This is a genomic window from Pelagibacterium lacus, from assembly GCF_003345525.1.
Lineage (GTDB): Bacteria > Pseudomonadota > Alphaproteobacteria > Rhizobiales > Devosiaceae > Pelagibacterium > Pelagibacterium lacus.
Genome location: NZ_QQNH01000002.1, coordinates 243,347 through 264,872 on the forward strand (window position 1 = coordinate 243,347; position 21,526 = coordinate 264,872).

The 21,526-nt window shown below is 64.2% G+C and carries 25 protein-coding genes, 1 tRNA gene and 1 pseudogene; 14 read left to right on the forward strand and 13 right to left on the reverse strand.

Going from position 1 to position 21,526, the window contains the following annotated elements; genetic code table 11:
• Window positions 1–75: 75 nt before the first annotated feature.
• Complete coding sequence (locus DVH29_RS02720; RefSeq protein ID WP_114644612.1) at window positions 76–1,260, reverse strand: FAD-dependent monooxygenase; 1,185 nt, start codon at window positions 1,258–1,260, stop codon at window positions 76–78.
• A 14-nt stretch (window positions 1,261–1,274) separates the two neighbouring features.
• Window positions 1,275–1,520 carry a zinc-finger domain-containing protein gene (locus DVH29_RS02725; protein ID WP_114644675.1) on the reverse strand — a complete coding sequence of 82 codons (246 nt, stop codon included), beginning with the start codon at window positions 1,518–1,520 and terminating at the stop codon, window positions 1,275–1,277.
• Between the two features lie 126 nt (window positions 1,521–1,646).
• On the opposite strand from DVH29_RS02725, the gene DVH29_RS02730 reads away from it, so the two are divergent.
• The 3 genes from DVH29_RS02730 to DVH29_RS02740 all read left to right on the forward strand — a co-directional run bounded on the left by DVH29_RS02730 (window position 1,647) and on the right by DVH29_RS02740 (window position 3,709).
• Entirely contained in the window at window positions 1,647–2,405 is a 759-nt protein-coding gene (locus DVH29_RS02730; protein ID WP_114644613.1) for an alpha/beta fold hydrolase, read from the forward strand.
• Window positions 2,406–2,510: 105 nt separating this feature from the next.
• Window positions 2,511–3,332 carry a serine O-acetyltransferase gene (cysE, locus tag DVH29_RS02735; RefSeq protein WP_114644614.1) on the forward strand — a complete coding sequence of 274 codons (822 nt, stop codon included), beginning with the start codon at window positions 2,511–2,513 and terminating at the stop codon, window positions 3,330–3,332.
• A gap of 161 nt (window positions 3,333–3,493) precedes the next feature.
• Window positions 3,494–3,709 carry a DUF3126 family protein gene (locus tag DVH29_RS02740; RefSeq protein ID WP_114644615.1) on the forward strand — a complete coding sequence of 72 codons (216 nt, stop codon included), beginning with the start codon at window positions 3,494–3,496 and terminating at the stop codon, window positions 3,707–3,709.
• A gap of 6 nt (window positions 3,710–3,715) precedes the next feature.
• Here DVH29_RS02740 and DVH29_RS02745 read toward each other — a convergent pair whose 3' ends face one another.
• Window positions 3,716–4,408 (reverse strand): hypothetical protein, encoded by a 693-nt coding sequence (locus DVH29_RS02745; protein ID WP_147275984.1) that lies wholly within the window; start codon window positions 4,406–4,408, stop codon window positions 3,716–3,718.
• Window positions 4,409–4,486: 78 nt separating this feature from the next.
• On the opposite strand from DVH29_RS02745, the gene DVH29_RS02750 reads away from it, so the two are divergent.
• Entirely contained in the window at window positions 4,487–4,810 is a 324-nt protein-coding gene (locus DVH29_RS02750) for a DUF6949 family protein (RefSeq protein ID WP_147275985.1), read from the forward strand.
• An 86-nt stretch (window positions 4,811–4,896) separates the two neighbouring features.
• On the opposite strand, the gene DVH29_RS02755 is transcribed toward DVH29_RS02750, so the two are convergent.
• Window positions 4,897–5,526: a transglutaminase-like cysteine peptidase gene (locus tag DVH29_RS02755; RefSeq protein WP_114644676.1), complete on the reverse strand. Its 630-nt coding sequence runs from the start codon at window positions 5,524–5,526 to the stop codon at window positions 4,897–4,899.
• Between the two features lie 131 nt (window positions 5,527–5,657).
• Window positions 5,658–6,005: pseudogene (locus tag DVH29_RS02760) on the reverse strand (cell wall hydrolase); the annotation flags it as partial.
• A 276-nt stretch (window positions 6,006–6,281) separates the two neighbouring features.
• Between DVH29_RS02760 and DVH29_RS02765 the strand changes: the two are divergent.
• Complete coding sequence (locus DVH29_RS02765) at window positions 6,282–7,085, forward strand: CPBP family intramembrane glutamic endopeptidase (RefSeq protein WP_114644618.1); 804 nt, start codon at window positions 6,282–6,284, stop codon at window positions 7,083–7,085.
• Here DVH29_RS02765 and DVH29_RS02770 read toward each other — a convergent pair.
• Window positions 7,078–7,707, reverse strand: coding sequence for a PilZ domain-containing protein (locus DVH29_RS02770; RefSeq protein WP_114644619.1), 630 nt, complete (start codon window positions 7,705–7,707; stop codon window positions 7,078–7,080). The two genes, DVH29_RS02765 and DVH29_RS02770, sit on opposite strands and share 8 nt — an antisense overlap.
• A gap of 103 nt (window positions 7,708–7,810) precedes the next feature.
• Window positions 7,811–8,461: a PAS domain-containing protein gene (locus DVH29_RS02775; protein WP_158541534.1), complete on the reverse strand. Its 651-nt coding sequence runs from the start codon at window positions 8,459–8,461 to the stop codon at window positions 7,811–7,813.
• 177 nt (window positions 8,462–8,638) lie between these two features.
• Here DVH29_RS02775 and DVH29_RS02780 point away from each other — a divergent pair, with 177 nt between their 5' ends.
• Window positions 8,639–9,379: a rhomboid family intramembrane serine protease gene (locus DVH29_RS02780; protein WP_114644621.1), complete on the forward strand. Its 741-nt coding sequence runs from the start codon at window positions 8,639–8,641 to the stop codon at window positions 9,377–9,379.
• 4 nt (window positions 9,380–9,383) lie between these two features.
• Here DVH29_RS02780 and hisI read toward each other — a convergent pair whose 3' ends face one another.
• Window positions 9,384–9,833, reverse strand: a complete 450-nt coding sequence (gene hisI, locus DVH29_RS02785; RefSeq protein ID WP_114644622.1) for a phosphoribosyl-AMP cyclohydrolase — start codon at window positions 9,831–9,833, stop codon at window positions 9,384–9,386.
• A 10-nt stretch (window positions 9,834–9,843) separates the two neighbouring features.
• Window positions 9,844–10,473 carry a GTP cyclohydrolase I FolE gene (folE, locus tag DVH29_RS02790; RefSeq protein WP_114644623.1) on the reverse strand — a complete coding sequence of 210 codons (630 nt, stop codon included), beginning with the start codon at window positions 10,471–10,473 and terminating at the stop codon, window positions 9,844–9,846.
• 186 nt (window positions 10,474–10,659) lie between these two features.
• On the opposite strand from folE, the gene DVH29_RS02795 reads away from it, so the two are divergent.
• The 3 genes from DVH29_RS02795 to thrS all read left to right on the forward strand — a co-directional run bounded on the left by DVH29_RS02795 (window position 10,660) and on the right by thrS (window position 13,571).
• The gene (locus tag DVH29_RS02795) at window positions 10,660–11,088 is read left to right on the forward strand and encodes an iron-sulfur cluster assembly scaffold protein (RefSeq protein WP_114644624.1); all 429 of its coding nucleotides are present in this window, start codon (window positions 10,660–10,662) and stop codon (window positions 11,086–11,088) included.
• Window positions 11,088–11,387: a membrane protein insertion efficiency factor YidD gene (yidD, locus tag DVH29_RS02800; protein WP_114644625.1), complete on the forward strand. Its 300-nt coding sequence runs from the start codon at window positions 11,088–11,090 to the stop codon at window positions 11,385–11,387. Before DVH29_RS02795 ends, yidD begins: the two co-directional genes overlap by 1 nt.
• A gap of 210 nt (window positions 11,388–11,597) precedes the next feature.
• Window positions 11,598–13,571: a threonine--tRNA ligase gene (gene thrS, locus DVH29_RS02805; RefSeq protein ID WP_114644626.1), complete on the forward strand. Its 1,974-nt coding sequence runs from the start codon at window positions 11,598–11,600 to the stop codon at window positions 13,569–13,571.
• 40 nt (window positions 13,572–13,611) lie between these two features.
• On the opposite strand, the gene DVH29_RS02810 is transcribed toward thrS, so the two are convergent.
• A complete protein-coding gene (locus DVH29_RS02810) occupies window positions 13,612–14,580 on the reverse strand; it encodes an RgsD C-terminal domain-containing protein (RefSeq protein ID WP_114644627.1) in 969 nt (322 codons plus the stop codon).
• A 161-nt stretch (window positions 14,581–14,741) separates the two neighbouring features.
• On the opposite strand from DVH29_RS02810, the gene DVH29_RS02815 reads away from it, so the two are divergent.
• The 3 genes from DVH29_RS02815 to DVH29_RS02825 all read left to right on the forward strand — a co-directional run bounded on the left by DVH29_RS02815 (window position 14,742) and on the right by DVH29_RS02825 (window position 17,599).
• Window positions 14,742–15,323, forward strand: a complete 582-nt coding sequence (locus DVH29_RS02815) for a nitroreductase family protein (protein ID WP_114644628.1) — start codon at window positions 14,742–14,744, stop codon at window positions 15,321–15,323.
• 63 nt (window positions 15,324–15,386) lie between these two features.
• Window positions 15,387–16,211 (forward strand): transglycosylase SLT domain-containing protein, encoded by an 825-nt coding sequence (locus tag DVH29_RS02820; RefSeq protein WP_114644629.1) that lies wholly within the window; start codon window positions 15,387–15,389, stop codon window positions 16,209–16,211.
• A 185-nt stretch (window positions 16,212–16,396) separates the two neighbouring features.
• A complete protein-coding gene (locus DVH29_RS02825; protein WP_114644630.1) occupies window positions 16,397–17,599 on the forward strand; it encodes a DUF2336 domain-containing protein in 1,203 nt (400 codons plus the stop codon).
• On the opposite strand, the gene DVH29_RS02830 is transcribed toward DVH29_RS02825, so the two are convergent.
• Window positions 17,600–18,406, reverse strand: coding sequence for an NAD kinase (locus tag DVH29_RS02830; RefSeq protein WP_199562507.1), 807 nt, complete (start codon window positions 18,404–18,406; stop codon window positions 17,600–17,602). It lies immediately after the preceding gene.
• 104 nt (window positions 18,407–18,510) lie between these two features.
• Between DVH29_RS02830 and DVH29_RS02835 the strand changes: the two genes are divergently transcribed.
• Window positions 18,511–18,586, forward strand: a tRNA-Thr gene (locus tag DVH29_RS02835).
• Between the two features lie 320 nt (window positions 18,587–18,906).
• On the opposite strand, the gene DVH29_RS02840 is transcribed toward DVH29_RS02835, so the two are convergent.
• The gene (locus DVH29_RS02840; protein WP_114644632.1) at window positions 18,907–19,266 is read right to left on the reverse strand and encodes a hypothetical protein; all 360 of its coding nucleotides are present in this window, start codon (window positions 19,264–19,266) and stop codon (window positions 18,907–18,909) included.
• A gap of 370 nt (window positions 19,267–19,636) precedes the next feature.
• Here DVH29_RS02840 and DVH29_RS02850 point away from each other — a divergent pair, with 370 nt between their 5' ends.
• Window positions 19,637–20,014, forward strand: coding sequence for a hypothetical protein (locus DVH29_RS02850; RefSeq protein ID WP_114644634.1), 378 nt, complete (start codon window positions 19,637–19,639; stop codon window positions 20,012–20,014).
• A gap of 1,020 nt (window positions 20,015–21,034) precedes the next feature.
• Here DVH29_RS02850 and DVH29_RS02860 read toward each other — a convergent pair.
• Window positions 21,035–21,523, reverse strand: coding sequence for a hypothetical protein (locus DVH29_RS02860; RefSeq protein WP_114644636.1), 489 nt, complete (start codon window positions 21,521–21,523; stop codon window positions 21,035–21,037).
• Window positions 21,524–21,526 lie beyond the last annotated feature (3 nt).

Here is a 21,526-nt window from a genome sequence, read left to right on the forward strand (position 1 = left end):
TTCAGTTGGCACACCGGCCGGGGGAAAGGCAAGCGCGGGGCGGCGGTTTCCTAACGCTTCGGGGCAGGCCATGGTTCACGCGCCGAGATGGGGATCGTAGCCATAGAGCCAGGCGAGGCGGCGGAAGTGGTCGCGCGGCCCGCCGGCTCGGATGACGGCGTCGCGGGCAAGCGACAGGGGCGCGCCCATGTGGAAGATGCGGCCATTGGAGCGGGACACGGCCTGCACGCGGCGCACGCGCGCCTGCCGCAGGGCGGCGTAGCGGGCAAAGGCGTGCTCGGCGCTGGGGGAGGCGGCGAGGAGCGGGGCAAGCACGGCGGCATCCTCGATGCCCATGGCGGCGCCCTGGGCCTGGAAGGGCAGCATGGCGTGGGCGGCGTCGCCCACAAGGCCGATGGCGCCCTGGGACCAGGTTTCGGTTTCCACCGAAGACAGGGCCCAGGCGGTCCAGCTCTCGCCGGCGGCGGCGAGCACATGGGCGATCGGGGTGCCCGGCCTTGCCTTGAGGGCGGGGCGTTGCGGGGTATCGGCCAGCGGCAGGGGCTGGGGGGCGGTGGTGAAGAGGGCGAGGTTGACCTTGCCGCGATGGGGCAGGGGATAGACGACCAGGTGATGGTCGGTGCCGAGCAGCAGGCTGGTGCGGTCGAGGTCGAATAGGCCCTTCAGGGCGTCCGGATCGACGAGGGTGCGCCAGGCGAGCTTGCCGGTATATGCGGCCACCGGTCCGCCGAGGAATTTGGTGCGGGTGATGGAATTGACCCCATCGGCGCCGACAAAGGCGAAGGGATGGGCGCGGCGCAGCTTGCCGTCGGGCTCGGTGGCGGTGACGGTGAGGCGCGGCCCCTCGGCTACGAGTCCGAATTCTGAAACGCCCGGAACGATATCGATATTGGCGAAGCGCCGCGCCGCGCCATGGAGCAGGTCGGCGAGGTCGGCCCGGTGCATGACGGCATAGGGCGCGCCGAACCGGGCTTCGATCTCGGCGCCCAGGACGAGGGTCTGGATGGGGCGGATGCGGCCGGAGGGGAAGATGTCGATGCCGGAGGGGGCGAAGCTCCTTTCCGCGATGGCGTCGGCGAGGCCGAGGCGATCGAGGACGCGGCGGGCATTGGGGCTGATCTGCAGGCCGGCCCCGAACGGGCTGACCGCGTCGTTGCGTTCGAGCACAACGACCTTGAGGCCGAACTTGGCCAGGGCGAGGGCCAGGGTCAGCCCGGCAATGCCGGCGCCGGCGATATAGATGGTGCGGGGCGCGGCCATGGCCGGGGAACGGCTCAGGCGTGCTCGAGGTGGAAGACCGCGCTTTCGGGATTGGCCGACCCGGCGGGTAGGGTCGGATCAAAGACATACAGCGTCGAGCAATAGGGGCAGACGATCTCGCTGTCGGCGCCCATGTCGAGGAAGACGTGCGGATGGTCGAAGGGCGGCATGGCACCGACGCACTGGAATTCCCTGGCCCCGATCGCGATGCGGGCGAGGCCTTCGGTGTTGTGGAAGTGGGGTGTCTTGTGCTGCGCCATGGAACCCATCCGGACGGTTCGAATTGCGGCGGACCATAGCGATTTGACCCCGCCATGACCAGAGGCATGTTGGCGCCCCGCGGCCGGCTTGCTATGAGGGGAAAACCAGAATCGAAAGAATCCCTTATGCCGGTTTTTCAATCCGAAGGTTTGACGCTCGCCTATGAAGTCCATGGGGAAGGGCCGCCGGTCGTCGCCGTGCACGGGTTCGGATCGAACGGGGTGGTGAACTGGGTGGCGACCGGCTGGGTCGAGGCCCTGATCGAGGCCGGCTATCAGGTGATCACGCTGGACAATCGCGGCCATGGGCAGTCGGAAAAGGTCTATGACCCGGCGCTTTACGGGGCCGAGGACATGGCGCGCGACGTCGCCAACCTCATCGACCATCTGGGTTTCGAAAAGGTGGCGCTGCTGGGCTATTCCATGGGCGCGCGGATCAGCGCCTTCGTCTGTATCCAGAACCCGGAAAAGGTCGCCTGCGCCATTTTCGGGGGGCTGGGAGCCAATATGCCGACCCCGACGCTGGACAGCGAGGAGATCATCGCGGCGCTCGAGGCCGACTCGCTGTCGCAGGTGACCCATCCGACCGGGCGGCAGTTCAGGATTTTTGCCGAGCACACCAAGAGCGACCTCAAGGCGCTGGCGGCGTGCATGGGCGGCTCGCGGACGCGGGTGGCGGTCGAGGACCTCAAGAGGATCGAGGTGCCGGTGCTGGTGGCGGTGGGGAGCGAGGACGTGGTGGGCGGGCCGGCCCAGCCCCTGGCCGACATGCTGCCGCGGGGAGAGGCGCTGGTGATCGCGCGGCGCGACCATATGCGGGCGACCGGCGATCCGCAGTTCAAGCGCGGCGCGCTCGCCTTTCTGGCCCGGGTTTATCCCGCCTAGAGGCTCTGAGGCAAAAGTGAACCAATTTCCTTCGCGGGCCTTTGTCTGAGATAGAGAATTCGCCTATATGGTGGGTTCGCGCCAATCGGTGCCAAGGAGACGACCATGTCGAGCAGCGTCAAGACGTCCGCCAACCTCAAGACCGTCGATCCCGTCTGGGATGCGATGCTGGTCGAGGCGCGCGGCATCTGCGACGCGGAACCCTCGCTGACCGCGATGGTGGTGTCGAGCGTTCTCAACCATGGCGGGTTCGAATCGGCGCTGGCCCATCGGCTGGCGGCGCGGCTCGATCATTCCGACGTGCCGGCCGACCTCATCCGCCAGGCCTTCGAGGACGTGCTCATCGATGCGCCCGAGATCGGGGCCGCGGCGCGGGCCGACCTCGCCGCGACGCTGGAGCGCGATCCGGCCTGCCATCGGGCCATCGACCCGTTCCTGTTCTTCAAGGGCTATCAGGCCATCCAGACGCACCGCTTCGCGCATGCCTTGTGGCGGAGCGGGCGGCGGGACCTCGCCTATTACCTCCAGAGCCGGTCGAGCCAGGTGTTCCAGGTGGATATCCATCCGGCGGCGCGGATCGGCAAGGGCATCATGCTCGATCACGCCACGGGGTTCGTGGTGGGCGAGACGGCGGTGATCGGCGACCATGTGTCGATCCTGCACGATGTGACGCTGGGCGGCACGGGCAAGGCCGACGAGGATCGCCACCCCAAGATCGGCAATGGCGTGCTGCTGGGCGCCGGCGCCAAGATCCTGGGCAATATCAGGGTCGGGGACTGCTCGCGCGTGGCGGCGGGCTCGGTGGTGCTCAAGGAAGTGCCCGAGCGCACCACGGTGGCCGGCGTGCCCGCCAAGGTGGTGGGAGAGGCCGGATGCAGCCAGCCGGCCACGGTGATGGACCAGATCGTCATGGTGCCGCGCGATTGATTTGCCGATCGCATGCGAGTTGCCGGGGAAAGTTTTCGGCCACCATTGCGTTATGGCTCATGATGATTACAGTCGCGCCGTTCCCAGTTCGAAACCAGTGAGTGCGTTGGCAGGCGGCGGCCGCGTGGTGCAGCCCCTCAACCCTTCGCCCGGAGACTTTTGTGACCCACGACGAGATCATCAAGCTTCAGAAGTACTTGCAGAAAAAGTTCGGCAACGCGTCGATCGACGTGCGTCCCCGCCCCAAGCAGGACGATTCCGTGGAGCTTTATCTCGGAGACGAGTTCATCGGCCTCATCTATGTCGATGACGACGAGGGCGAGCGCTCCTATATGGTGCAGATCTCGGTCCTCGATATCGACCTCGACGAGGTCTGAGCCTTTTTAAAGCCGCAGGGTGGCGAGGGCGTCCTCGATGACCCTGTCGAACGCGCGCCATTCGGCCAGGGCCGAGGGCGCGAAGCTGACGATCGCCGAATTGCGGTCCGCGAGGCTCATGACACGCAGGCAGGTGCGCTCGTCGGGGCGCATCTCCACCGGGGTCATGCATTTGGCGACGAAGGGATTGGCGCTCAGGGGGTCGTACCAGACGGTTTCCCCGCGCGTTCCGGCGTCGAAATCGAGCGGCTTGCCCACGAGCCCCGGCACGCCCGACAATTGCTCTTCCGAGAACTGGTGCAGATAGACGCTGTCGAGCAGGGCGGCGCTGGTGCGCACGCGTCCGCGCGGCATCAGGGTGATGTCGACATCGCTCAACCGGCCATCGGGCCCGAGCGGCAGGGCGAGGGAAAGATCGACGCGCTCGGCAAAGCCGTCGCGGCGCTGGGCCGGATCGACCATGATCCCGGCCGGCATGGCGTAGCGCTGGGCGCCGATCACCACCTGATGAATCGCGGCCAGCCCCGGGGCGACGGCGCTGGTGGCAAGGCCGGAAAAATATCCCTTGAGCATATGGATGGCGCCAAGCCCGAGAAGGGCGGCGATGAGCAGGCTTGCCGCGAGCCCATAGAGAACCGCGCCCGGGGAGAGGGGGGCATCGGCGGGGCGGCGCAGGGGAAGGCTGTTCAAATTAACCATAGAAAAATCCGGGCCATGACAGCGAGTTTGGCCTCGATTATGTTTAACAAAACGTAAACGCGAATGGGAGATTTGCGTGTGACCCAGTTTCTGCTGGCGCTGTTCCTGATCGGAATCGGTCTGAGCGTGGCCGGAACCGGCACGCATCTCTACCAGCAACTGGCCCGCAAGGTGGCCGGGCTGCGGGTCGAGGGCAGCAACGGGCTGGAAAATATCGTCAGCCTGTTCGTGGTCTTTATTTGCGGACCCTATCTGATGCTGCGGCTGGGCATGCAGTCGGACAGCAGCGGGCGCGTTTCGACGCTCAATATCCTGCTGGCGGCCACCATCGCCTTCGGCTGGAGCTTCGTCACCGGGCTGATGTTCGTGGGCACCTATATCTCGGTGACGCAACTCGCCTGAGGGACGGCAAAAAAAGGGCCGGCTTCCTGTCGGGGAGCGCCGGCCCTTCGAGTTTTCGCCTGTCGGGGCGATCCAGTGAGTTCTGCTTAATATCCGGCCGTGGCGGTGACGATGCCGTCGCGGGCGTCAAGGATATCGACCCATTGGCCAGCATGGGCCTGGGACTGGCGCTTGAGGAAGGTGTAGGGCGTATCGGTCCACAGCTTGATCAGGCCTTCCTGATTGTCGAGAACCAGGTCGCCGCGATCGGTGCGGACCATGAGCACGGCGTGCCCTTCGCCATTGGGCTGCCTGACCACGGCGATCAGCAGGTTGGCGGGATTCCAGCCGCGCTCGATGAGGGTGGCGCGCTTGCCGAGGGCGAAATCCTCGCAATCGCCATAGCCGGAGGTGGGATAGGTCCAGAATTCCTCCGTGCCATAGAGATCGGCGTCGCTCATGGCGGTGACGGTGGTGTTGTAGTGGTTGTTGACCTGCTGCAACTCGGTCCACAGCGCGTCGGTCAGGGCGACCGGGGCGGCGGGCGCCATGGGCAGGCACTCATAAGGGCGCTGGGCGCAGAATTCGGCGTGGCCGACCGGAATAGAGGTCAGGTCCGCCGTCGACGCGAAGGCCGGATGCAGGCTGGCCACCTGCTGGGCCGCGGCGGGCGCCATGGCGGCGGTGGATGCGATGAGGGCGACAAGGCCCGAAACAAGGATCGATGTGGTTTTCATTTTCGTGATCTCCCCGACGGAGATCACGATAGAGATGGCCGATTTCGCCGATCCGAAAACTGCAACGCAGTTTTTAGACGTGTTTTATCGGCTTGTTTTACAGCCTGTTAGGCATGCGCCTTGGTGGATTAACGTCTAGCATAGAAGGCATTGCCGCCGGCGACCAGCACGTAGTGCATGTTGCGATAGGGAAAGCTCAGCCCGGCGGTGTGGAAATACATGGCGTCCTGCACGCCGGGATGGCGTTCGCCGCGCAGGACCCGCTGGGCCATTTGCGAGGCGAGCTGCAGGCTGCGCGGCTCGGTCATCTTGCGGGTGAGCACGCCCGAGGCGAACTGGTTCTTCTGCCCGACCACCGAGCAAACATCGCTGGGGAAATGATGCGAGCCGACGCGGTTCATTACTACGGTGCCGACCGCCAGCATGCCGTCCGGGCTGGAGCGGTTGGATTCGAAATACATGACCCGGGTCATGCATTCATGGGGATTGCGGGCTCCGAACAACCCGCCGAACAGCGATGTACACCCGGAAAGGGTGGAGAGGGCGGCAAGGCTGAGGGCGACGGCCGCAGCCTTTTTTCTGATACGCATGACTTTCACCATCCAGGATACGCGGCTGGCTGCGCTGTCCGACCCCGCCCCCTAGCGGCCGTGCTTCGCGCGACTGGGCGCAGCATACCGCCCCTGGAGTTAAGGATCGGTTCACCACGCGGAGAAAGGCGAATCTGATAGGGTCGGCCAACAGGGAGGATCGACATGACCCCAACCGCTTCGCCTTATCTGCGCGCCGGCCTTGTGTGGCTGGCCATGATCGCGATCTGGCTGGCGCTGGGAGCGGCCTTGAGCACCCCGGAGGGTTATAGTCTGGGCAGCCATATCTGGCGCGCCGTGCTGGCCACGGCCATCGCGGTGCCGATGGTGGTGGCGGCGCGGCGGCTGATCGACCGGGAGAGCGTTGCCAGCCTCGGCCTCGCCTTCGACGCGGACGCCGTGAGGCAGGTGCTGATCGGGGCAGCGGGCTTTCTCATCCCGGCGGCGCTGGGGTTCGCGGTGGTCATCGGCATGGGCTGGGCCACCATCACCCCCACGGCGTCGATCATGGACATCCTGGGGTTCGTTCCGCTGTTGATCGTGCTGGTCTTTCTCTACGAGGCCCTGCCGGAGGAACTGGCCTTTCGCGGCTATATCCAGACCAATCTCGAAGCGGGCATGGGGCATTGGCCGGCGATCTTCGCGCAGGCGGCGCTGTTTGCGCTGTGGGGCGCCGTGCTGTGGTCGGTCTTCTCGGCCGCCTTCGCCACCGACCGGCTGGTGATGTTCTTTTTCGTGGCGCTGGTGCTGGGGATCGTCCGGGGCATGACGGGATCGGTGTGGACGACGATCGGGCTGCATGTGGGCTTCCAGACCGTCGCGCAATTGCTGCTCAACACCCAGCGCGGGCATTTCGCGGTGGAGGGGGTCGAGACGATGCAACTGGTGGCGCTGGGCGTGGTGCCGTTTTCGCTCGCGGCGCTGGTGGTGCAGTGGCTGGGCGGGGCGAAACGAGCGGCGGTCAGTTGACCCGCAGGTTCTGCTGCACGACGGTCAGCATTTCCTGCACCGAAGCGAATTCCACGGCGATGCCGTCGGAGAAATGGCGCACGACGCGGGCGCGCATGCGGCCCAGGGTGATCGGCGTGCCCAGAGCCGGGCGCACCTCGATCTCGACGGCAGCGCCGGACAGCGAGATGTCGGTGATCTTGCAATTGTAGCGCCGGCCATCCTCGAGCCGGATCGAGGAATGGCGGATATCGGGCACGACGCGCTCATGCCGCCGGTCCTCGGGCAGGTTGAGCAGGTCCTTGTTGGCCAGCCAGGTGAGCTGGGCGGCCAGCTTGTCGCGCTTGCGAGGGGAGGCGACGAGGTCCATGCGGAACCCGCCATCCTTCTGTTCGAGGATGGTGCCCTCGACGCGCCCCAGGTGATCGAGATAGATGATGATCTTCTCGCCCACCCGGCCGCTGACCGGGGCGATGACATAGGCATCGCCGGGGGACATCTCGATGATCTGGCAGGGGAATTCGCGGCGGTCGGCCAGCATGTAGCGGCCGAGGATCGAAACCCTCACACCCTGGAATCGGCCCTCGTCATCGCCCAGGGCAGGCGACGCGATTTTCCCGATGACCGAATCATTGATGAGCATGAACCCCGCCTGCTTTCCATCCCATGACGTCAAGCCAGCTTATGTCCGCTAGCGTTAACGGAGGGTAAGGGCAGGGGCAAACCTTTGGCGAAAAGGCGGTGTTTCAGGCCTTGCCGCCGTCGATGACCGAAAGATGGGCGTAGCGGCGGGCCGAATTGCCGCTGACCGTGGCGGGAACCCCCATGCCCGAATCATTCATGGCGGCGGCGATCTCGTCCATCATGGCGGTGGCATAGCCCTGCGGGGAGACCGTGTCGCGATCGTCGGGCCAGATGAGCCGCAATCCGGTGATGCGCTGCTCCATGATGGGGTGGATGCCCAGCCAATAGGGGGTATCGAGCGCGGATAGCCCGCCCATCATGCGCGAGGTAGTGACGCCGTTGTGGCGCAGCGGAAAGAGGGCCAGCTCGAAGCTGAGCCTTTCGCCGCGCTCGGTGCGGCCCTCGAAGGTGACGAGGGCGACGGCGTGGTCCTCGGTGACGGCGCGCATCAGGGTTTCGAGCGCGTCATGGTCGCGCGGCGACCACAGGGAGGAAAAGCGCCGTGCCTTGAGCTCGCGGCAATAGGCGGCGCAGATATGGGAGCCGGCGAGGCGGAAATCGAATTCGAGCCCATCGCGCGATTCGAGGATGAAGGTATGGGCCAGGGCTTCCCTTATCCGCGTCGGGTCGATATCCCTGCGCTCCGGGGTTGAACGGGCGCCGCGGATCTCGTTCCAATACGAATAGAGCGTCCTGGTGCTGCGCTGTTGCATTTTGCCTGCCATATCCTCAACTGGGCCGCGCCGATGGGTCTTCGCGGTACAACGCAACAGTGCCAAAATCGCTGCGCGAAATCGCGCTTAAACAATCATTAAGGTTAATTTCCACGGCCCCGGTGTGGATAAGCGAGCCAGCCTGCGCTATGTCGCTGAGAACTAAAGGATAAACCGATGACAGAGCCTTCCGGGCAGCCAGGCGAAGACCAGCGGCAACCCATATTCAACCTGCCTGGATCAATCACGGTGTTGATCGGCGTGCTGTGGGCCGTGCATGTGGCCGCGAGCCTCGCCCTCGACCAGTACGGGCTGGGCAATCTGCGGATCTGGTTCGGCTTCATTCCCGATCGTTTCGTCGCCGCCAGCCAATGGCCGGGCGGGGCCTGGCCGCTGCTGTGGTCGGGGTTCACGCATGCGTTTCTCCATGTCGACTACACGCATCTGATCTTCAATTCCGCCTGGTTGGCGATTTTCGGCACGCCGGTGGCGCGGCGCTATGGAGCGGGGGGATTGCTGATCGTCTTTCTCCTCGGCGCGCTGGCCGGGGCCTTGGTGCAGGCGGCGGTGACGGTGCTGATCGTGCCGCAATTCGCGGTGCTGATCGGGGCCTCGGGCGGGGTCTCGGCGCTGACCGGGGCGGCGATGCGATTCATCTTCGAGCCGGTCGTGGTGGGGCGCCATCCCGAGACCGGCGAGATCGTGCCGCTGGGCCGCCGGACGGCGTCTCTCGGCGGGGTGTTCGCCAATGGGCGCACGCGGACCTTCATCCTGTTCTGGATGGGAATCAACGTCGTGATCGGGCTGGCGCCCATGGTGACGGGCAGCAATATCGCCATTGCCTGGGAAGCCCATATCGGGGGATTCGTGCTGGGGCTGTTGCTGCCCTCGCTGCTCGACGCCCGGCGACGCCGCTAGAATTTTATTTGGAGTAGACGGTCGCGGGATCGAAGAGGCGGGGCGTGCCGGAATCTTCCAGCCGGGCCTCGCCATCGACGAGGACGATGCGGCGGTAAAAGCAGCTCTTGCGGCCGGTGTGGCAGGCGGCGCCATGGCCTTGCTGGTTGACGACGAGGACGATGGCGTCCTGGTCGCAATCGGTGCGCAGCTCGACCACCTGCTGCAATTCCCCGGAGCTTTCGCCCTTCTTCCACAGGGTGCCGCGGGAGCGCGACCAATAGGTGGCATAGCCCGAGCGCAGCGTCTCGGCGATGGCCTCGGCATTCATATGCGCGACCATGAGCACGTCATTGCTGCCCGCCTCGAGGGTGATGGCGGTGACCAGCCCATTGGCGTCGAAACGGGGCGCGAAGACCGCGCCCGATTCGAGCTCGGCCTTGTCCAGCGATTGCGGATCGGCGAAGCGGGTCATGGGGCGGGACTCAGCGTCCGGCGCGGACGAGGGCGAAAAAGCGGTCCTGCTCCTGGCGGTCCTCGGCGAAGACCCCGGTGAAGCGGTGGGTGATGGTGGACGAGCCGTGCTTGCGCACCCCGCGCATGGACATGCACATGTGCTCGGCCTCGAGCATCACCGCCGCGCCGCGCGGATTGATCGCCTCGTTGACCGATTCGATGATCTGGGCGGTGAGGTTTTCCTGGGTCTGCAGGCGGCGGGCGAACACGTCTGTCACCCGGGCGAGCTTGGACAGGCCGACCACGCCGTCATGGGGCAGATAGGCGATATGGGCCTTGCCTATGAACGGCACCATGTGGTGCTCGCAATGGGAATTGAACGGGATGTCGCGGACCAGCACGATATCGTCATAGCCGCCGACTTCCGAGAAGGTGGTCTCGAGGATCTTGCCCGCGTCTTCATCATAGCCGGCGTAGAATTCGCGATAGGCGTCGGCCACGCGGCGGGGCGTGTCGAGCAGGCCCTCGCGGTCGGGATCGTCGCCGGCCCATGCGATGAGCGTGCGCACGGCGGCCTCGGCCTCGGCGCGCGACGGACGATCGATGACGCGATCGAGCGCGGTCGGGGTGGCGGTTTTTGGCTTGACGTTGATGTCCATAGATAGCGATTCCCCTGGCTGCGGCGGAGACACAGGGTCCCATACGCCACAGGGTTGCGATCGGCCAATATGATTTTGCAGCCCGACGCTTGGCCCCTTATATAGGCGATAAGGGTCTTTGGACAAGAAAGCAGTTGGCAACAAATCCCGAACAATGGGTTCGTTTGCCCTGGATAGCGGCGTAGCATGGAATTTTCCGACCTTTATAGCAATCGCATCCTCGAGATCGCGGGCGCGGCGCGGCAGATGCCGCGGCTGGATGCGCCGCATGGGACGGCGCGCAAGGTTTCGCGGGTGTGCGGCTCGTCCATCACGGTGGACCTGGCGCTGGAGGACGGCCATGTCGCCGCCTATGGCGCCGATGTGCAGGCCTGTGCGCTGGGCCAGACCAGCGCGGCGATCGTGGCCGAACATATCGTGGGGTCGACGCCCGCCGAATTGCGGGCCCTGCGCGAGGCGGTGACCGCCATGCTCAAGGCTGATGGCCCGCCCCCCCAAGGGCGCTGGGACGATCTCAAATATCTCCAGCCGGTGCGCGGCTTTCCGGCGCGCCATGCCTCGACGCTGCTGGTCTTCGACGCGGTGGCCGAAGCGCTCGAGCGGGCCGGGGTGTGATGGGCCGGTTCTGGGCGGTCATCGACTGGCCGTTCAAATGGACGGCCTGGGTGCTGATCCAGACCTATCGCTACACGCTCTCGTCGCTCGCCGGCCGGACCTGCCGGCACGCGCCCTCCTGCTCGGAATTCACCCGCGACGCCATCATGGCGCATGGGTTCTGGCCCGGCGGCTGGATGGGGGCGGGGCGGCTGTGGCGCTGCCGGCCGGGGGGCACTCATGGCTATGATCCGGTGCCCGACGCCGTGCCGCAGCAGGCGCGCTGGTATCTGCCATGGCGCTATGGGCGGTGGCGGTGAGAGGTTTTGCGGGCGGCGGTGGGTGGAGAGAGGCAGCGGCCCCCTCATCCGTCTCGGACCTGCCGGTCCGATCCACCTTCTCCCACGAGGGGAGAAGGGAGGCTGGGGCTGGGGCGAGGGCAAGTAAGGGCTGGAATTGGGGCGCAATCGTGCTAATCAAGCCGCCTTGCGCGCAGTGGGCGCGCGACACACAAGTGATGGAGATCCAAGATGATCAAGGTGACGTTCCCCGATGGTGCAGTGCGTGAATACGCCAAAGGCACCACCGGGACCACCATCGTCGAGGGCATCTCCAAGTCGCTGGCGAAAAAGACCGTCGCCATGCGCTGGGACGGCGAGATGGCCGACCTTTCCGACAGTCTGGGCGCCGATGGGCGGATCGAATTCGTGCTGCGCGACGACGAAGCGGCGCTGGAACTGATCCGGCACGATGCGGCCCACGTCCTCGCCGAGGCGGTGCAGGAGCTGTGGCCCGATACGCAGGTGACCATCGGCCCGGTGATCGAGAACGGGTTCTATTACGATTTCTACCGCAGCGAGCCCTTTTCCGAGGACGAGCTGCGGCAGATCGAAAAGAAGATGGAAGAGATCGTCGATCGCGGGGCCGAATTCACCAAGGAAGTCTGGGATCGCGACGAGGCCAAGAAGGTGTTCGGGGCGAAGGGGGAACAGTTCAAGGTCGAACTGATCGACGCCATTCCCGAGGACCAGCAGCTCAAAATCTACAAGCAGGGCCAGTGGTTCGACCTCTGCCGCGGGCCGCATATGCGCTCGACCAAGGATGTGGGCAAGGCGTTCAAGCTGACCAAGGTGGCCGGCGCCTATTGGCGCGGCGATTCCAATCGCGAGGTGCTGAGCCGCATCTATGGCACGGCCTGGGCGACTAAGGAGCAGCTCGACGCCTATCTGCATATGGTCGAGGAGGCCGAAAAGCGCGATCACCGCAAGATCGGGCAGGAGATGGACCTCTACCACTTCCAGCCCGAGGCGCAGGGATCGGTGTTCTGGCACCCCAAGGGGTTCGTGATGTATCACGCGCTGGAGGATTATATCCGCCGGCGGCTGGACGCCTCGGGCTACAAGGAAATCAAGACCCCGCAGCTGCTCGACAACAAGCTGTGGGAGAAGTCGGGCCATTGGGGCAAGTTCCGCGAGAACATGTTCGTCGTGCCCGACGAGACGCCCACCACCGAGGGCGACCAGCCGGTGATTTCCGCCGACGCCAACCTGTTGGCGCTGAAGCCCATGAACTGCCCGGCGCATGTGCAGGTCTTCAATCAGGGCATCAAGTCCTACCGCGATCTGCCTCTGCGGCTTGCGGAATTCGGCTGCTGCCATCGCAATGAAGCGCATGGGGCCCTGCATGGGCTGATGCGGGTGCGGCAGATGACCCAGGACGATGCGCATATCTTCTGCCGCGTCGACCAGATCCAGAGCGAGACGGAGAAATTCTGCGCGCTGCTGGATTCGGTCTATGAGGATATGGGGTTCACGGACGTCAAAATTCTCCTCGCGACGCGCCCGGAGACGCGGGCCGGCGAGGATGCGGTGTGGGACCTGGCCGAAAAGAGCCTCGGGGACGCACTCAAGGCGACAGGCCGCAATTTCGAAATCGCCGAGGGCGAGGGGGCGTTTTATGGCCCCAAGCTCGAATTCCATCTGAAGGACGCCATCGGGCGGTCGTGGCAATGCGGCACGCTGCAACTCGACTTCGTGATGCCGGAGCGGCTGGAGGCCTCCTATGTGGCCGAGGACGGGTCGCGCCAGCGTCCGGTCATGCTGCACCGGGCGATCCTGGGCTCGCTCGAACGGTTTCTCGGCATGATGATCGAGAGCTATGCAGGGCGCATGCCGCTGTGGCTGGCACCCGTGCAGGTGGTGGTCGCCACCATCGTTTCTGATGCCGACGCCTATGCGCATGAGGTGGCCGCCGACCTGCGGGCCCGCGGCATCCGGGCCGAGGTCGATACGCGCAACGAGTCGATCAACTACAAGGTGCGCGAGCACTCGGTCGGCCGGGTGCCGTTCATCTATGTCGCCGGAAGGCGCGAGGCGGAGGAAAAGACCGTTTCCATCCGCCAGCTTGGCAGCCAGGGCCAGACGGTGAAGCCCGTCGCCGAGGCGGTGGCGGACATGGAAGCGGCGGTGACCCCGCCCGACATCAGGCGCAACACCGCCCGTTGAGACAAAGCCCCGGTTCCCGCCGGGGCTTTTTTTATCGGTTTTAGTTGAGGCTGGTCAGAATTTCGACGTTGCGCGGCGCGCCGGGCGCGACCTGGAATTGGCGGTTGTAGACCTTGTCGCCGAGCTTGGCGAGGACGAGATAGTCGCCCGTGGCGAGGACGGTGGAGGGGAAGGCGCCGATATCGGTGAAGAGCGTGTCGCCGCTGCCGGACTTGATGGTCCATTCCACATCGGCGATGGCCTCGCCGCCTTCCTCGGACACCAGCCGCAGGGAAACCTGGGCGGCGCGGTGATAGAGGATGGCCTGGGTCACCTGGCCGGGCTCGACCCGGATTTCCGACCGCACTTCGGCGTTGATGGCGCCGAAATGGGAGACCACGGAATAGATGCCGGCATTGAGATGGATGAGTTCGCCGGGCGCCAGATCCTCGGCGATGGTCATGCGCCCGTCCGGTCCTTCGGCATAGACATCGAAATCGAGCAGGGCGGGGGGAATGGGCACGTCGCCGGAGACCATGGCGTTGAGCTCGAGCCCGCCGACCTCGAAGATGATGGTATAGGTGTTGGGGCCCGGCTCGACGAACAGGGTATCGCTGGCCTGGGCGCGGCCATAGGCCACATGGGTGACGTATTCGCCGGGGGGCAGGCTGAGCGTGGCGGTGGCCTCCTCGGATTTGGCGACGAGGGCCAGTTCGCCCGCGTCGTCGACGCGGGTGTCGAATACGCGCCACACCAGGCCATCGGAGATGAACGGGCCATTGTCGCTCAGCCGCGCCGAGAGGGTGACCGGCTGCGGCGTGGTGATGGCGGAGAAATCGGGCCGCACGTCCGGGCCGATATCGTCGTCTCCCGCTTCGGGAGTATCGCCGGCCGCGTTCTCAGGGCCGCCGAATTCGGCCGGACGCAGGGGCGGAACCGGGGAGGTGACGCTCTCGTCGATCTCCTGTGCGGAGGCGGGCAGCGCCGAAAGGACGAGAAGGCCGAGAACGAAAAGGAAGGGCAGCCGCATAATTCTACCAATTTGCGCCGGAGCATCGGTCTTGATGGAATCGAGACAGGTGCCTAGGTCTTGATCCATCCCACGAGGGTTGCGCGAGAGATAACCCTGGATTGGGGAAAAGCTGTGTCATAAGCCGGCCCGATGAGCAAGCTGGGAGCCAAGCCGATATCATGAGCATCAATACCGCAGTTCGAGACTATCTTCTGACCCGCCGCACGGTGACGGCGCCGTTCCTGGCCGAGCCGGGACCGGACGCCGCCCAGATCGAGGAGATGCTGACCATCGCCAGCCGGGTGCCCGATCACGGCAAGCTGGCCCGCTGGCGCTTCGTCCTCTATGAGGGCGCGGCGCGCGAGGCGGTGGGCGAAAGGCTGCATGAGATCGCCAGGGCCAAATGGCCCGAGCGCAGCGAAGAGCAACTCGAGGCCGAGCGCCGGCAGTTCCTGCCCGCCCCGCTGACGGTGGGGGTGATCTCGACGGCCGCACCACACGTCAAGATTCCGGAGTTCGAGCAATTGATGGCGGCGGGCAATGCCTGCTTCAACCTCTGCCACGCGGCCAATGCGCTGGGGTTCGGCGCCCATTGGGTGACGCGCTGGTTCGCCTTCGACAAGACGGCGGCAGCGATGCTGGGGGCGAAGGAGGGCGAGCAGTTCGTCGGCTTCGTCCATATCGGCACGCCCCAGACCACGCTGGAGGACCGCGAGCGCCCCGACGCCAAGGCGTTGACGACGCGCTGGGTCGCCGGTTAACCGGAGGTTAACCTCGTTAGGGCTTTGTTTACCATAAGATCGCCCTTCGAGTCGCAGCCCGCCATGGTCTCTCCAATCGCCGACATTCCGCAGGCCATCGCCTATGCCCTTGACCGGGCCGGGGCGCGCAATGGCGTAGATTTCGACTATCTGTTGCAGACGGCGATGCGCGAAAGCAGCCTCAACCCGGCCGCCAAGGCGCGGACGTCGAGCGCCAGCGGGCTGTTCCAGTTCATCGAGAGCACGTGGCTCGAGGTGATGAAGGATCATGGGCCGCGACTGGGCTATGGCGATTTCGCCGACCGCATTCAGGAGGCCGATGGCGAGTTCTTCGTCGCCGATGCCGCGACGCGGCAGCAGATCCTCGATCTGCGCTTCGATCCGCAGGTCTCGGCGGACCTGGCGGCGGCGTTCACCCGCTCCAACGGCGAATACCTGACGCAGAAATTCGGCCGGATGCCCAGCCCGGGCGAACTCTATATCGCCCATTTCCTCGGGCGGCGGGGGGCGGAGCGGTTCTTCGAGCTCGGGTTGCAGAGCCCCGAAGCCAATGCCGCCTCGGCCTTTCCGCGCCCGGCGGCGGCCAATCCGACGATTTTCTACCACAATGGCCAGCCGCGCAGCGTGCGCGAGGTCTATCAGGTGCTGGTGGCGCGCCATGGGGGCACGGGACCGTCCAACGCCGCCTTCGCAGCGCAGCAGATGGCCAGCCAGGGGCCGGACCTGCCGTCCCGCGTCGAGCGCGACCTGGGGCCGGTGATCCCCCCGGGGGTCTCGTTCACCTCGCTGTTCTCGACCCAGGCCGCCCCAGAGACCACCTCGCCGGTCTCCACCGCCGAGCCGGTGCCGGGGCGGGTGCTGTTCAGCGGCTTCTACAGCGGCCAATAGCGCTGGCGGCATGGTGAACCAATCCTTAAATCTTGCCCGCTAGAGTCTGATTCCGCTTCGTTGAATCGGAATCAGACTCTAAGTCTTTGTTTTATCGTGAGATCGAACCGGAAAAGTCTGCAACTTTTCCTGATCTCACTCTAGGGCGGCGCCGATGAACGGCTCGCCTTGACCCGGGGGAATGTATGGTCGCCTACCAGCGTTATGTCGAACTCTCCCGGTCGGGCGACAGCGAGGAGCGCGGGCAGGCGGCGCATCTGGCGGCGCGGGCCTATCTGGCTCATACGGGGCCGGACGACGAGCACGCCGCGCTCTATGCGGCGCTGATGAATTTCCTCGACGATGCTTCGGTCAAGGTGCGGGCGGCGCTGGCCTATGGGCTGCTGCATTCCGAGCATGCGCCGCGCCCGATCATGCTGTCGCTGGCCCAGGACGCGCCGGTGATCTCGCGGGCGGTGGTGCAGTTTTCTCCCGTGCTGCTCGATGCAGACCTCATGGGCATCATCCGCTCCGGCGATCCCGACATGCTGCCGGTGATCACGGCCCGGCCGGGACTGAGCCAGCGGGTGGCGCTGGCGCTGCTGCGGCTCGGCAATCCGGACCTTGCGATCCGCGTCATCCAGCGCGAGGATATCGCGATCCCCGAGGACGATTTTCTCATACTCGCCGAAAGATGGGGCGAGGATGCCCCGGTGCGGGGCGCCATGCTCAAGCGGCGCGACCTCCCCGGGCTGGCCCGGCTGCACCTGCTCGACTGCGTGCGCGAGGCGCTGGCCGGGTTGCGCATCGTCAAGGGGGCCATCCAGCCGCGCCGGCTCGACCGCATCCTGCGCGATGCCTGTGACGGGGCGACCACGGCGATCGGCGAACGCGAGGCCGGCCTCAAGCAGCACCGCTTCATCGCGACGCTGGCCGAGAGCGACAAGATCAGCGCGCGGCTGATGCTGCACGCGCTCGTGCATGGGCGGGTGCTGTTTTTCGCCGACGCCCTGGCGCAACTGGCAGAGACGCCGCGGCGCAAGGTGTTCACCCTGCTTGATGGCGGCAGCCGGGCGGCGCTGCAGGCGCTGTTCGCCCGCTGCGGGTTTTCGCCGGCGGTGCGCAGCCTCCTGGCGCGGCTGGTGCAGCATGCGCGACGCGCCGATCTCGCCGACGACATATCGGCGCGGCACTATGTGGTGTCGATCCTCATCGAGGAACTGATCGTCGAGCATGGCGGGGATATGCCCGCTTCGCTGGACGAGGCCTTCGCCTATCTCAACGAGCAGAATATCGCGCTGGCCCGGCTGGCGGCGCGCGGAGTCATGCCCGCCTTCGCCGAGGAGGCGCCAGAGATGGCCATGGTGCCCGATATGAGCAAGGAAAAGCTGGCGCTGCCGGCCGCCTGATCAGTACCTGAACTGCTCGATCAGCACGCGTTCGTCGAGGCTGTGGCCGGGATCGAACAGCAGCGTCACCGAATGGCGGCGGTCTTCGTGTACCTGGACCTCGAGGACGTCCTCGAACTCGACATTGTCGGCGACGGCGCTGGTGGGGCGCTTTTTGGCCTCGAGGGTGCGGAAGGTGATGCTGGCGCGGTTCGAGAGGATCGCCCCCCGCCAGCGGCGCGGCCGGAACGGGGAAATCGGCGTCAGGGCGAGAAGGGGGGCGGTGATCGGCAGGATCGGGCCGTGGGCGGACAGATTGTAGGCGGTGGAACCGGCCGGGGTGGCGACGATGACCCCGTCGCAGATCAGTTCGTCGAGCCGCACGTCGCCGTCGATGCGAATCTCGATCTTGGACGCCTGATAGGACGAGCGGTAGAGCGACACCTCGTTGAGGGCCAGCGCCTCGGCGACGTTGCCATCGGCGGTGGTCACGCGCATCTTGAGGGGGTGGATGGTGGTCGGCATGGCGGCCCGCAGCCGGACGTCGAGGGCGTCGGGGCTGAATTCGTTCATCAGGAACCCGACCGAGCCGAAATTCATGCCATAGACCGGCACGCCGCTATCCATGACGCGGTGGAGGGTTTCCAGCATCAGCCCGTCGCCGCCCAGCGCCACGACGATGGAGGCGTTCTTGATGCCGCAATCGCCATGGCGCGCCACCAGATCGGCCCGGGCCGATTGCGCCTCGTCCGCATCGGACGCCACAAACGCCACCTTGCCATCGGTATAAAGTGCCAAGGCCCGCTCTCCATGTCCCACGCCGTGCATATGGGGCGCGTGTAGCATAGGAAGCGGGCTGGAGGCCAGCGCCGGGCAGGGCGCGCGGGGATCGCTTGCATCGGTGCGGGACTGGTGCTAGCTAGCTGGCCATGGCCGGTATAGCTCAGTTGGTAGAGCATCTGATTTGTAATCAGAGGGTCGCGGGTTCAAGTCCTGCTGCCGGCACCACAAAAATTCCAATAAAATCAACGCACTACGCGATACAGGCAAGCTAGTTTATCTAGTTTTCATGCGCCATTTCATTAACGAGAATTCCCCGGTTTTTCAGGGTTTTCTAGCGTTGGCGGGGATTCCGTGGCGCATGAATGGCGCATGAAAAACCCCACCGCCGAAGCGATGGGGCTGGTCGGCAACCAGCTGATGGCCCGTGGGCGATAGAGCACTGGCCGACCTATTCCATTGCGCCGCCCCGGTAAGCCCGCATCACTGAAGGCTCCATCCGACCGCGTGGGTACGGACGTGGTAGCGCGAGGCGGCGTTGGGGTGGGTTAGGCGGCTTGGGTTTCTGCGGTCTGGTGGTCGGTCGCCCGGCAGACCAATAGGGCCATCTCTTCCCGGTCGCGGAGCTGTATTTCTCTCAAATCAGCCTTGGCGCGTTCGATCAGATCGGTCTCCATATAGTATGTTTCCCCATCCCGCGTTAGATCGCCGAGTAGGTCGAACTTTGCCGACAGGTCGCTCCGGTCGCGAACCGGGTAGTTCATCAAAATTTCGTGGATGTCGAACTGGGCGTTGGTGAGTATGTCCATCGCGGCATCGGGGATGCCATTACTCTCGTCAGCGAGTTGATCGAGCACACGACCGATTCTCAGCAGCTTTGCGGCGGCGCCGTCGATATATTGGGGCATGGTGATGGGCTCCTCTTGAGATATTCCATTCTTCGTGATAGGAATATATCAAATTGAGCGCTTGTCAATAGGTTTTAATCAATTTGAGCGAAAACAATCATGTTTGGGGACGGCAGATCGCGGCAGCCAGGGTATTGCTTGGGCTGGATCAGGCCACACTAGCTGCCGCCGCCCACATCTCGTTGCCGACGCTCCGCAGGATGGAGGCAAGCGAGGGCCCTGCTTCCGGGCTGCCCAATAACGTCCGTGCGGTGGTACAGGCGCTGGAGGATGGCGGCATCGTGTTTATAGAGCCGAACGGCGACGGACCCGGCGTCCGGCTGCGGTAACTCAATTCATAGAGATGGATGGATTTAAGCCATCCATTCGCTTGATCGGCTACGAAGACGGCGAGTTGGCCCCGTTTGGGGATTGGGATTTCCAGCACTTCGCAACAGTTCCCCACGTCGGAGATGTCATCATCGATCCAATCGGTATCGAGCACCTCGGACCAGTAGTTGTAACCAAGAGATTTTTTGCCCCTGTCTCGGGTGGAAAAGACATCTGGTATTTGATGGTAGAGCGGCAGAGCCAAGATGCGGAAGGCATGAGCGTCCACCGGTTCCACCTTGAACTCCAAGCTATACATGCTGAGATGATGGCCGAGCACCGTGCTGCTGAAAAAGCCGAGCGCGAGCTAAAATGGAAGCGCCTTATAGAGCTGGGGCAGTCTGAAAAGTCCAGCCGGTTCAAAAAGGCTAGTTCCTGATTCGCAAATTTCCTGCACGCAACAGGTTGTGCACTGCTTTTCCACTAGGAATCGCTTGTTCCAAACAAGAAATGAGGTTTGGGCGAGTAAAATGTCGCTTGACTTCGGACGGGCGCTTTTTTCATTCTCTTGCTTGATAGAAATTCATAGCAAATTCAAATACTTGCCGAGTGTTTTGCACGCAGTACTTCGTTAATTCTGATGATGTTGGAAGGTGCCAGCCAGCTTACGAACAAATATTGCCGTTTGCACGATATTCTCGCTATCCACAGCTAAAACCACTATATTTAGCCCGTGATGAATTCTTGAGCACTAGGGATAGTCGATTTCGCCCGATTGACGGTTCGCATGAGAATCGAAAATGCTTTGAGGATCGAAGGCCAGACAATCTTTGGACGGAGCGCCTGGCCCCCGATAGCAACCTCAACCGCCTTTGGTGGGCGGAGGGCCAGTCAAAGCTTTCATGCTGGGCGGCCTTCCGTCAACCACCGGCAGAGCATGAAAGACTATCAATTATGACTACTCGCTACTTGAAACCGGGTCAAAAGGCTCCCCGTTCGGGTCAATACGAGATTCGCGGCCCTCGCGGGGGCAGTGGCCCTGAGCGTACGGTGGTGCGCGGCGAACCCCTCCCTCCCACCCCCAAGCCCGGCTCGACCTACAAATTGGTCGATCCCACCCGGCATAAGTGAGGGGGCGAAGATGCCAAACTACATCGTCAACAAAAATGCTCAGGCCAACGGCGATCATGAGGTTCATGAGACAACCTGCGCTCATGGACCCGATTTCTGGAACAGGCAAGATCTAGGATGGCACGCTGACTGCAAGTCGGCTGTGCGGGCAGCAAGGGTGTATTACTCACAATCCAATGGCTGCTATTATTGCAGCAAACCGTGTCACACCTCCTAGAAAAGACTGGGCGGAGCAATCTCGCCCTTGCCATCGTCGCCTCGTACTTAGGCGCGCGATATACCCCGGCCGGATCGTCATCCGGCCGGGGTAGGAACGGCGTCCCTCTGCTCAAAAATTGTAGGAAAAAACCGTATATCTCAGCAACAGATTGGGTGGCTGGAACCGATCTTGGGCATAGATCCCGCCGACATCGAAATCGCCCCTGATCTGCAGCTCGGTCTCTGTCGACCCGACCGATAAGTTGAAGAAAGCCGTTCGTGACCATCTGCCGCCGTCATAGATGCGGATCTCCCTGCGAAGCCGCGCGTCGCTCGAAGACCCGCCTATCACGCGCCAGACGCCGCCGATTTCCACCTCGACATGGAACACGGGCGGGGTGGTGAATGTGGTGCCGTAGTTGACGTCGTGGGAGTAGGAACCAATGTCTTGGCTAAGGGGGAGCACAGGCCAGTTGACCTGGTGAGTATCCTGGAGAAAAACGCCGAACGCAGACCAATCTGAATTGAAGTTCAGGTTCGCCTCAGCCGTCGAGTCGGCATCGAAGCCAGGCTTGCTGATCTTTAGCCCGCTGGCGTCCAGCACTGCACGAATAGCCATATC

Coding starts and splice junctions, on each gene's coding strand:
- DVH29_RS02780 (WP_114644621.1), top strand. CDS start 8,639: ATGACAGAGCCTTCCGGGCAGCCAGGCGAAGACCAGCGGCAACCCATA.
- cysE (WP_114644614.1), top strand. CDS start 2,511: ATGTCGAGCAGCGTCAAGACGTCCGCCAACCTCAAGACCGTCGATCCC.
- DVH29_RS02725 (WP_114644675.1), bottom strand. CDS start 1,520: ATGGCGCAGCACAAGACACCCCACTTCCACAACACCGAAGGCCTCGCC.
- DVH29_RS02775 (WP_158541534.1), bottom strand. CDS start 8,461: ATGCAACAGCGCAGCACCAGGACGCTCTATTCGTATTGGAACGAGATC.
- folE (WP_114644623.1), bottom strand. CDS start 10,473: ATGGACATCAACGTCAAGCCAAAAACCGCCACCCCGACCGCGCTCGAT.
- DVH29_RS02795 (WP_114644624.1), top strand. CDS start 10,660: ATGGAATTTTCCGACCTTTATAGCAATCGCATCCTCGAGATCGCGGGC.
- DVH29_RS02840 (WP_114644632.1), bottom strand. CDS start 19,266: ATGCCCCAATATATCGACGGCGCCGCCGCAAAGCTGCTGAGAATCGGT.
- DVH29_RS02730 (WP_114644613.1), top strand. CDS start 1,647: ATGCCGGTTTTTCAATCCGAAGGTTTGACGCTCGCCTATGAAGTCCAT.
- yidD (WP_114644625.1), top strand. CDS start 11,088: ATGGGCCGGTTCTGGGCGGTCATCGACTGGCCGTTCAAATGGACGGCC.
- DVH29_RS02720 (WP_114644612.1), bottom strand. CDS start 1,260: ATGGCCGCGCCCCGCACCATCTATATCGCCGGCGCCGGCATTGCCGGG.
- DVH29_RS02770 (WP_114644619.1), bottom strand. CDS start 7,707: ATGCTCATCAATGATTCGGTCATCGGGAAAATCGCGTCGCCTGCCCTG.
- DVH29_RS02815 (WP_114644628.1), top strand. CDS start 14,742: ATGAGCATCAATACCGCAGTTCGAGACTATCTTCTGACCCGCCGCACG.
- DVH29_RS02745 (WP_147275984.1), bottom strand. CDS start 4,408: ATGGTTAATTTGAACAGCCTTCCCCTGCGCCGCCCCGCCGATGCCCCC.
- DVH29_RS02765 (WP_114644618.1), top strand. CDS start 6,282: ATGACCCCAACCGCTTCGCCTTATCTGCGCGCCGGCCTTGTGTGGCTG.
- thrS (WP_114644626.1), top strand. CDS start 11,598: ATGATCAAGGTGACGTTCCCCGATGGTGCAGTGCGTGAATACGCCAAA.
- DVH29_RS02820 (WP_114644629.1), top strand. CDS start 15,387: ATGGTCTCTCCAATCGCCGACATTCCGCAGGCCATCGCCTATGCCCTT.
- DVH29_RS02860 (WP_114644636.1), bottom strand. CDS start 21,523: ATGGCTATTCGTGCAGTGCTGGACGCCAGCGGGCTAAAGATCAGCAAG.
- DVH29_RS02755 (WP_114644676.1), bottom strand. CDS start 5,526: ATGAAAACCACATCGATCCTTGTTTCGGGCCTTGTCGCCCTCATCGCA.
- DVH29_RS02825 (WP_114644630.1), top strand. CDS start 16,397: ATGGTCGCCTACCAGCGTTATGTCGAACTCTCCCGGTCGGGCGACAGC.
- DVH29_RS02810 (WP_114644627.1), bottom strand. CDS start 14,580: ATGCGGCTGCCCTTCCTTTTCGTTCTCGGCCTTCTCGTCCTTTCGGCG.
- hisI (WP_114644622.1), bottom strand. CDS start 9,833: ATGACCCGCTTCGCCGATCCGCAATCGCTGGACAAGGCCGAGCTCGAA.
- DVH29_RS02830 (WP_199562507.1), bottom strand. CDS start 18,406: ATGCACGGCGTGGGACATGGAGAGCGGGCCTTGGCACTTTATACCGAT.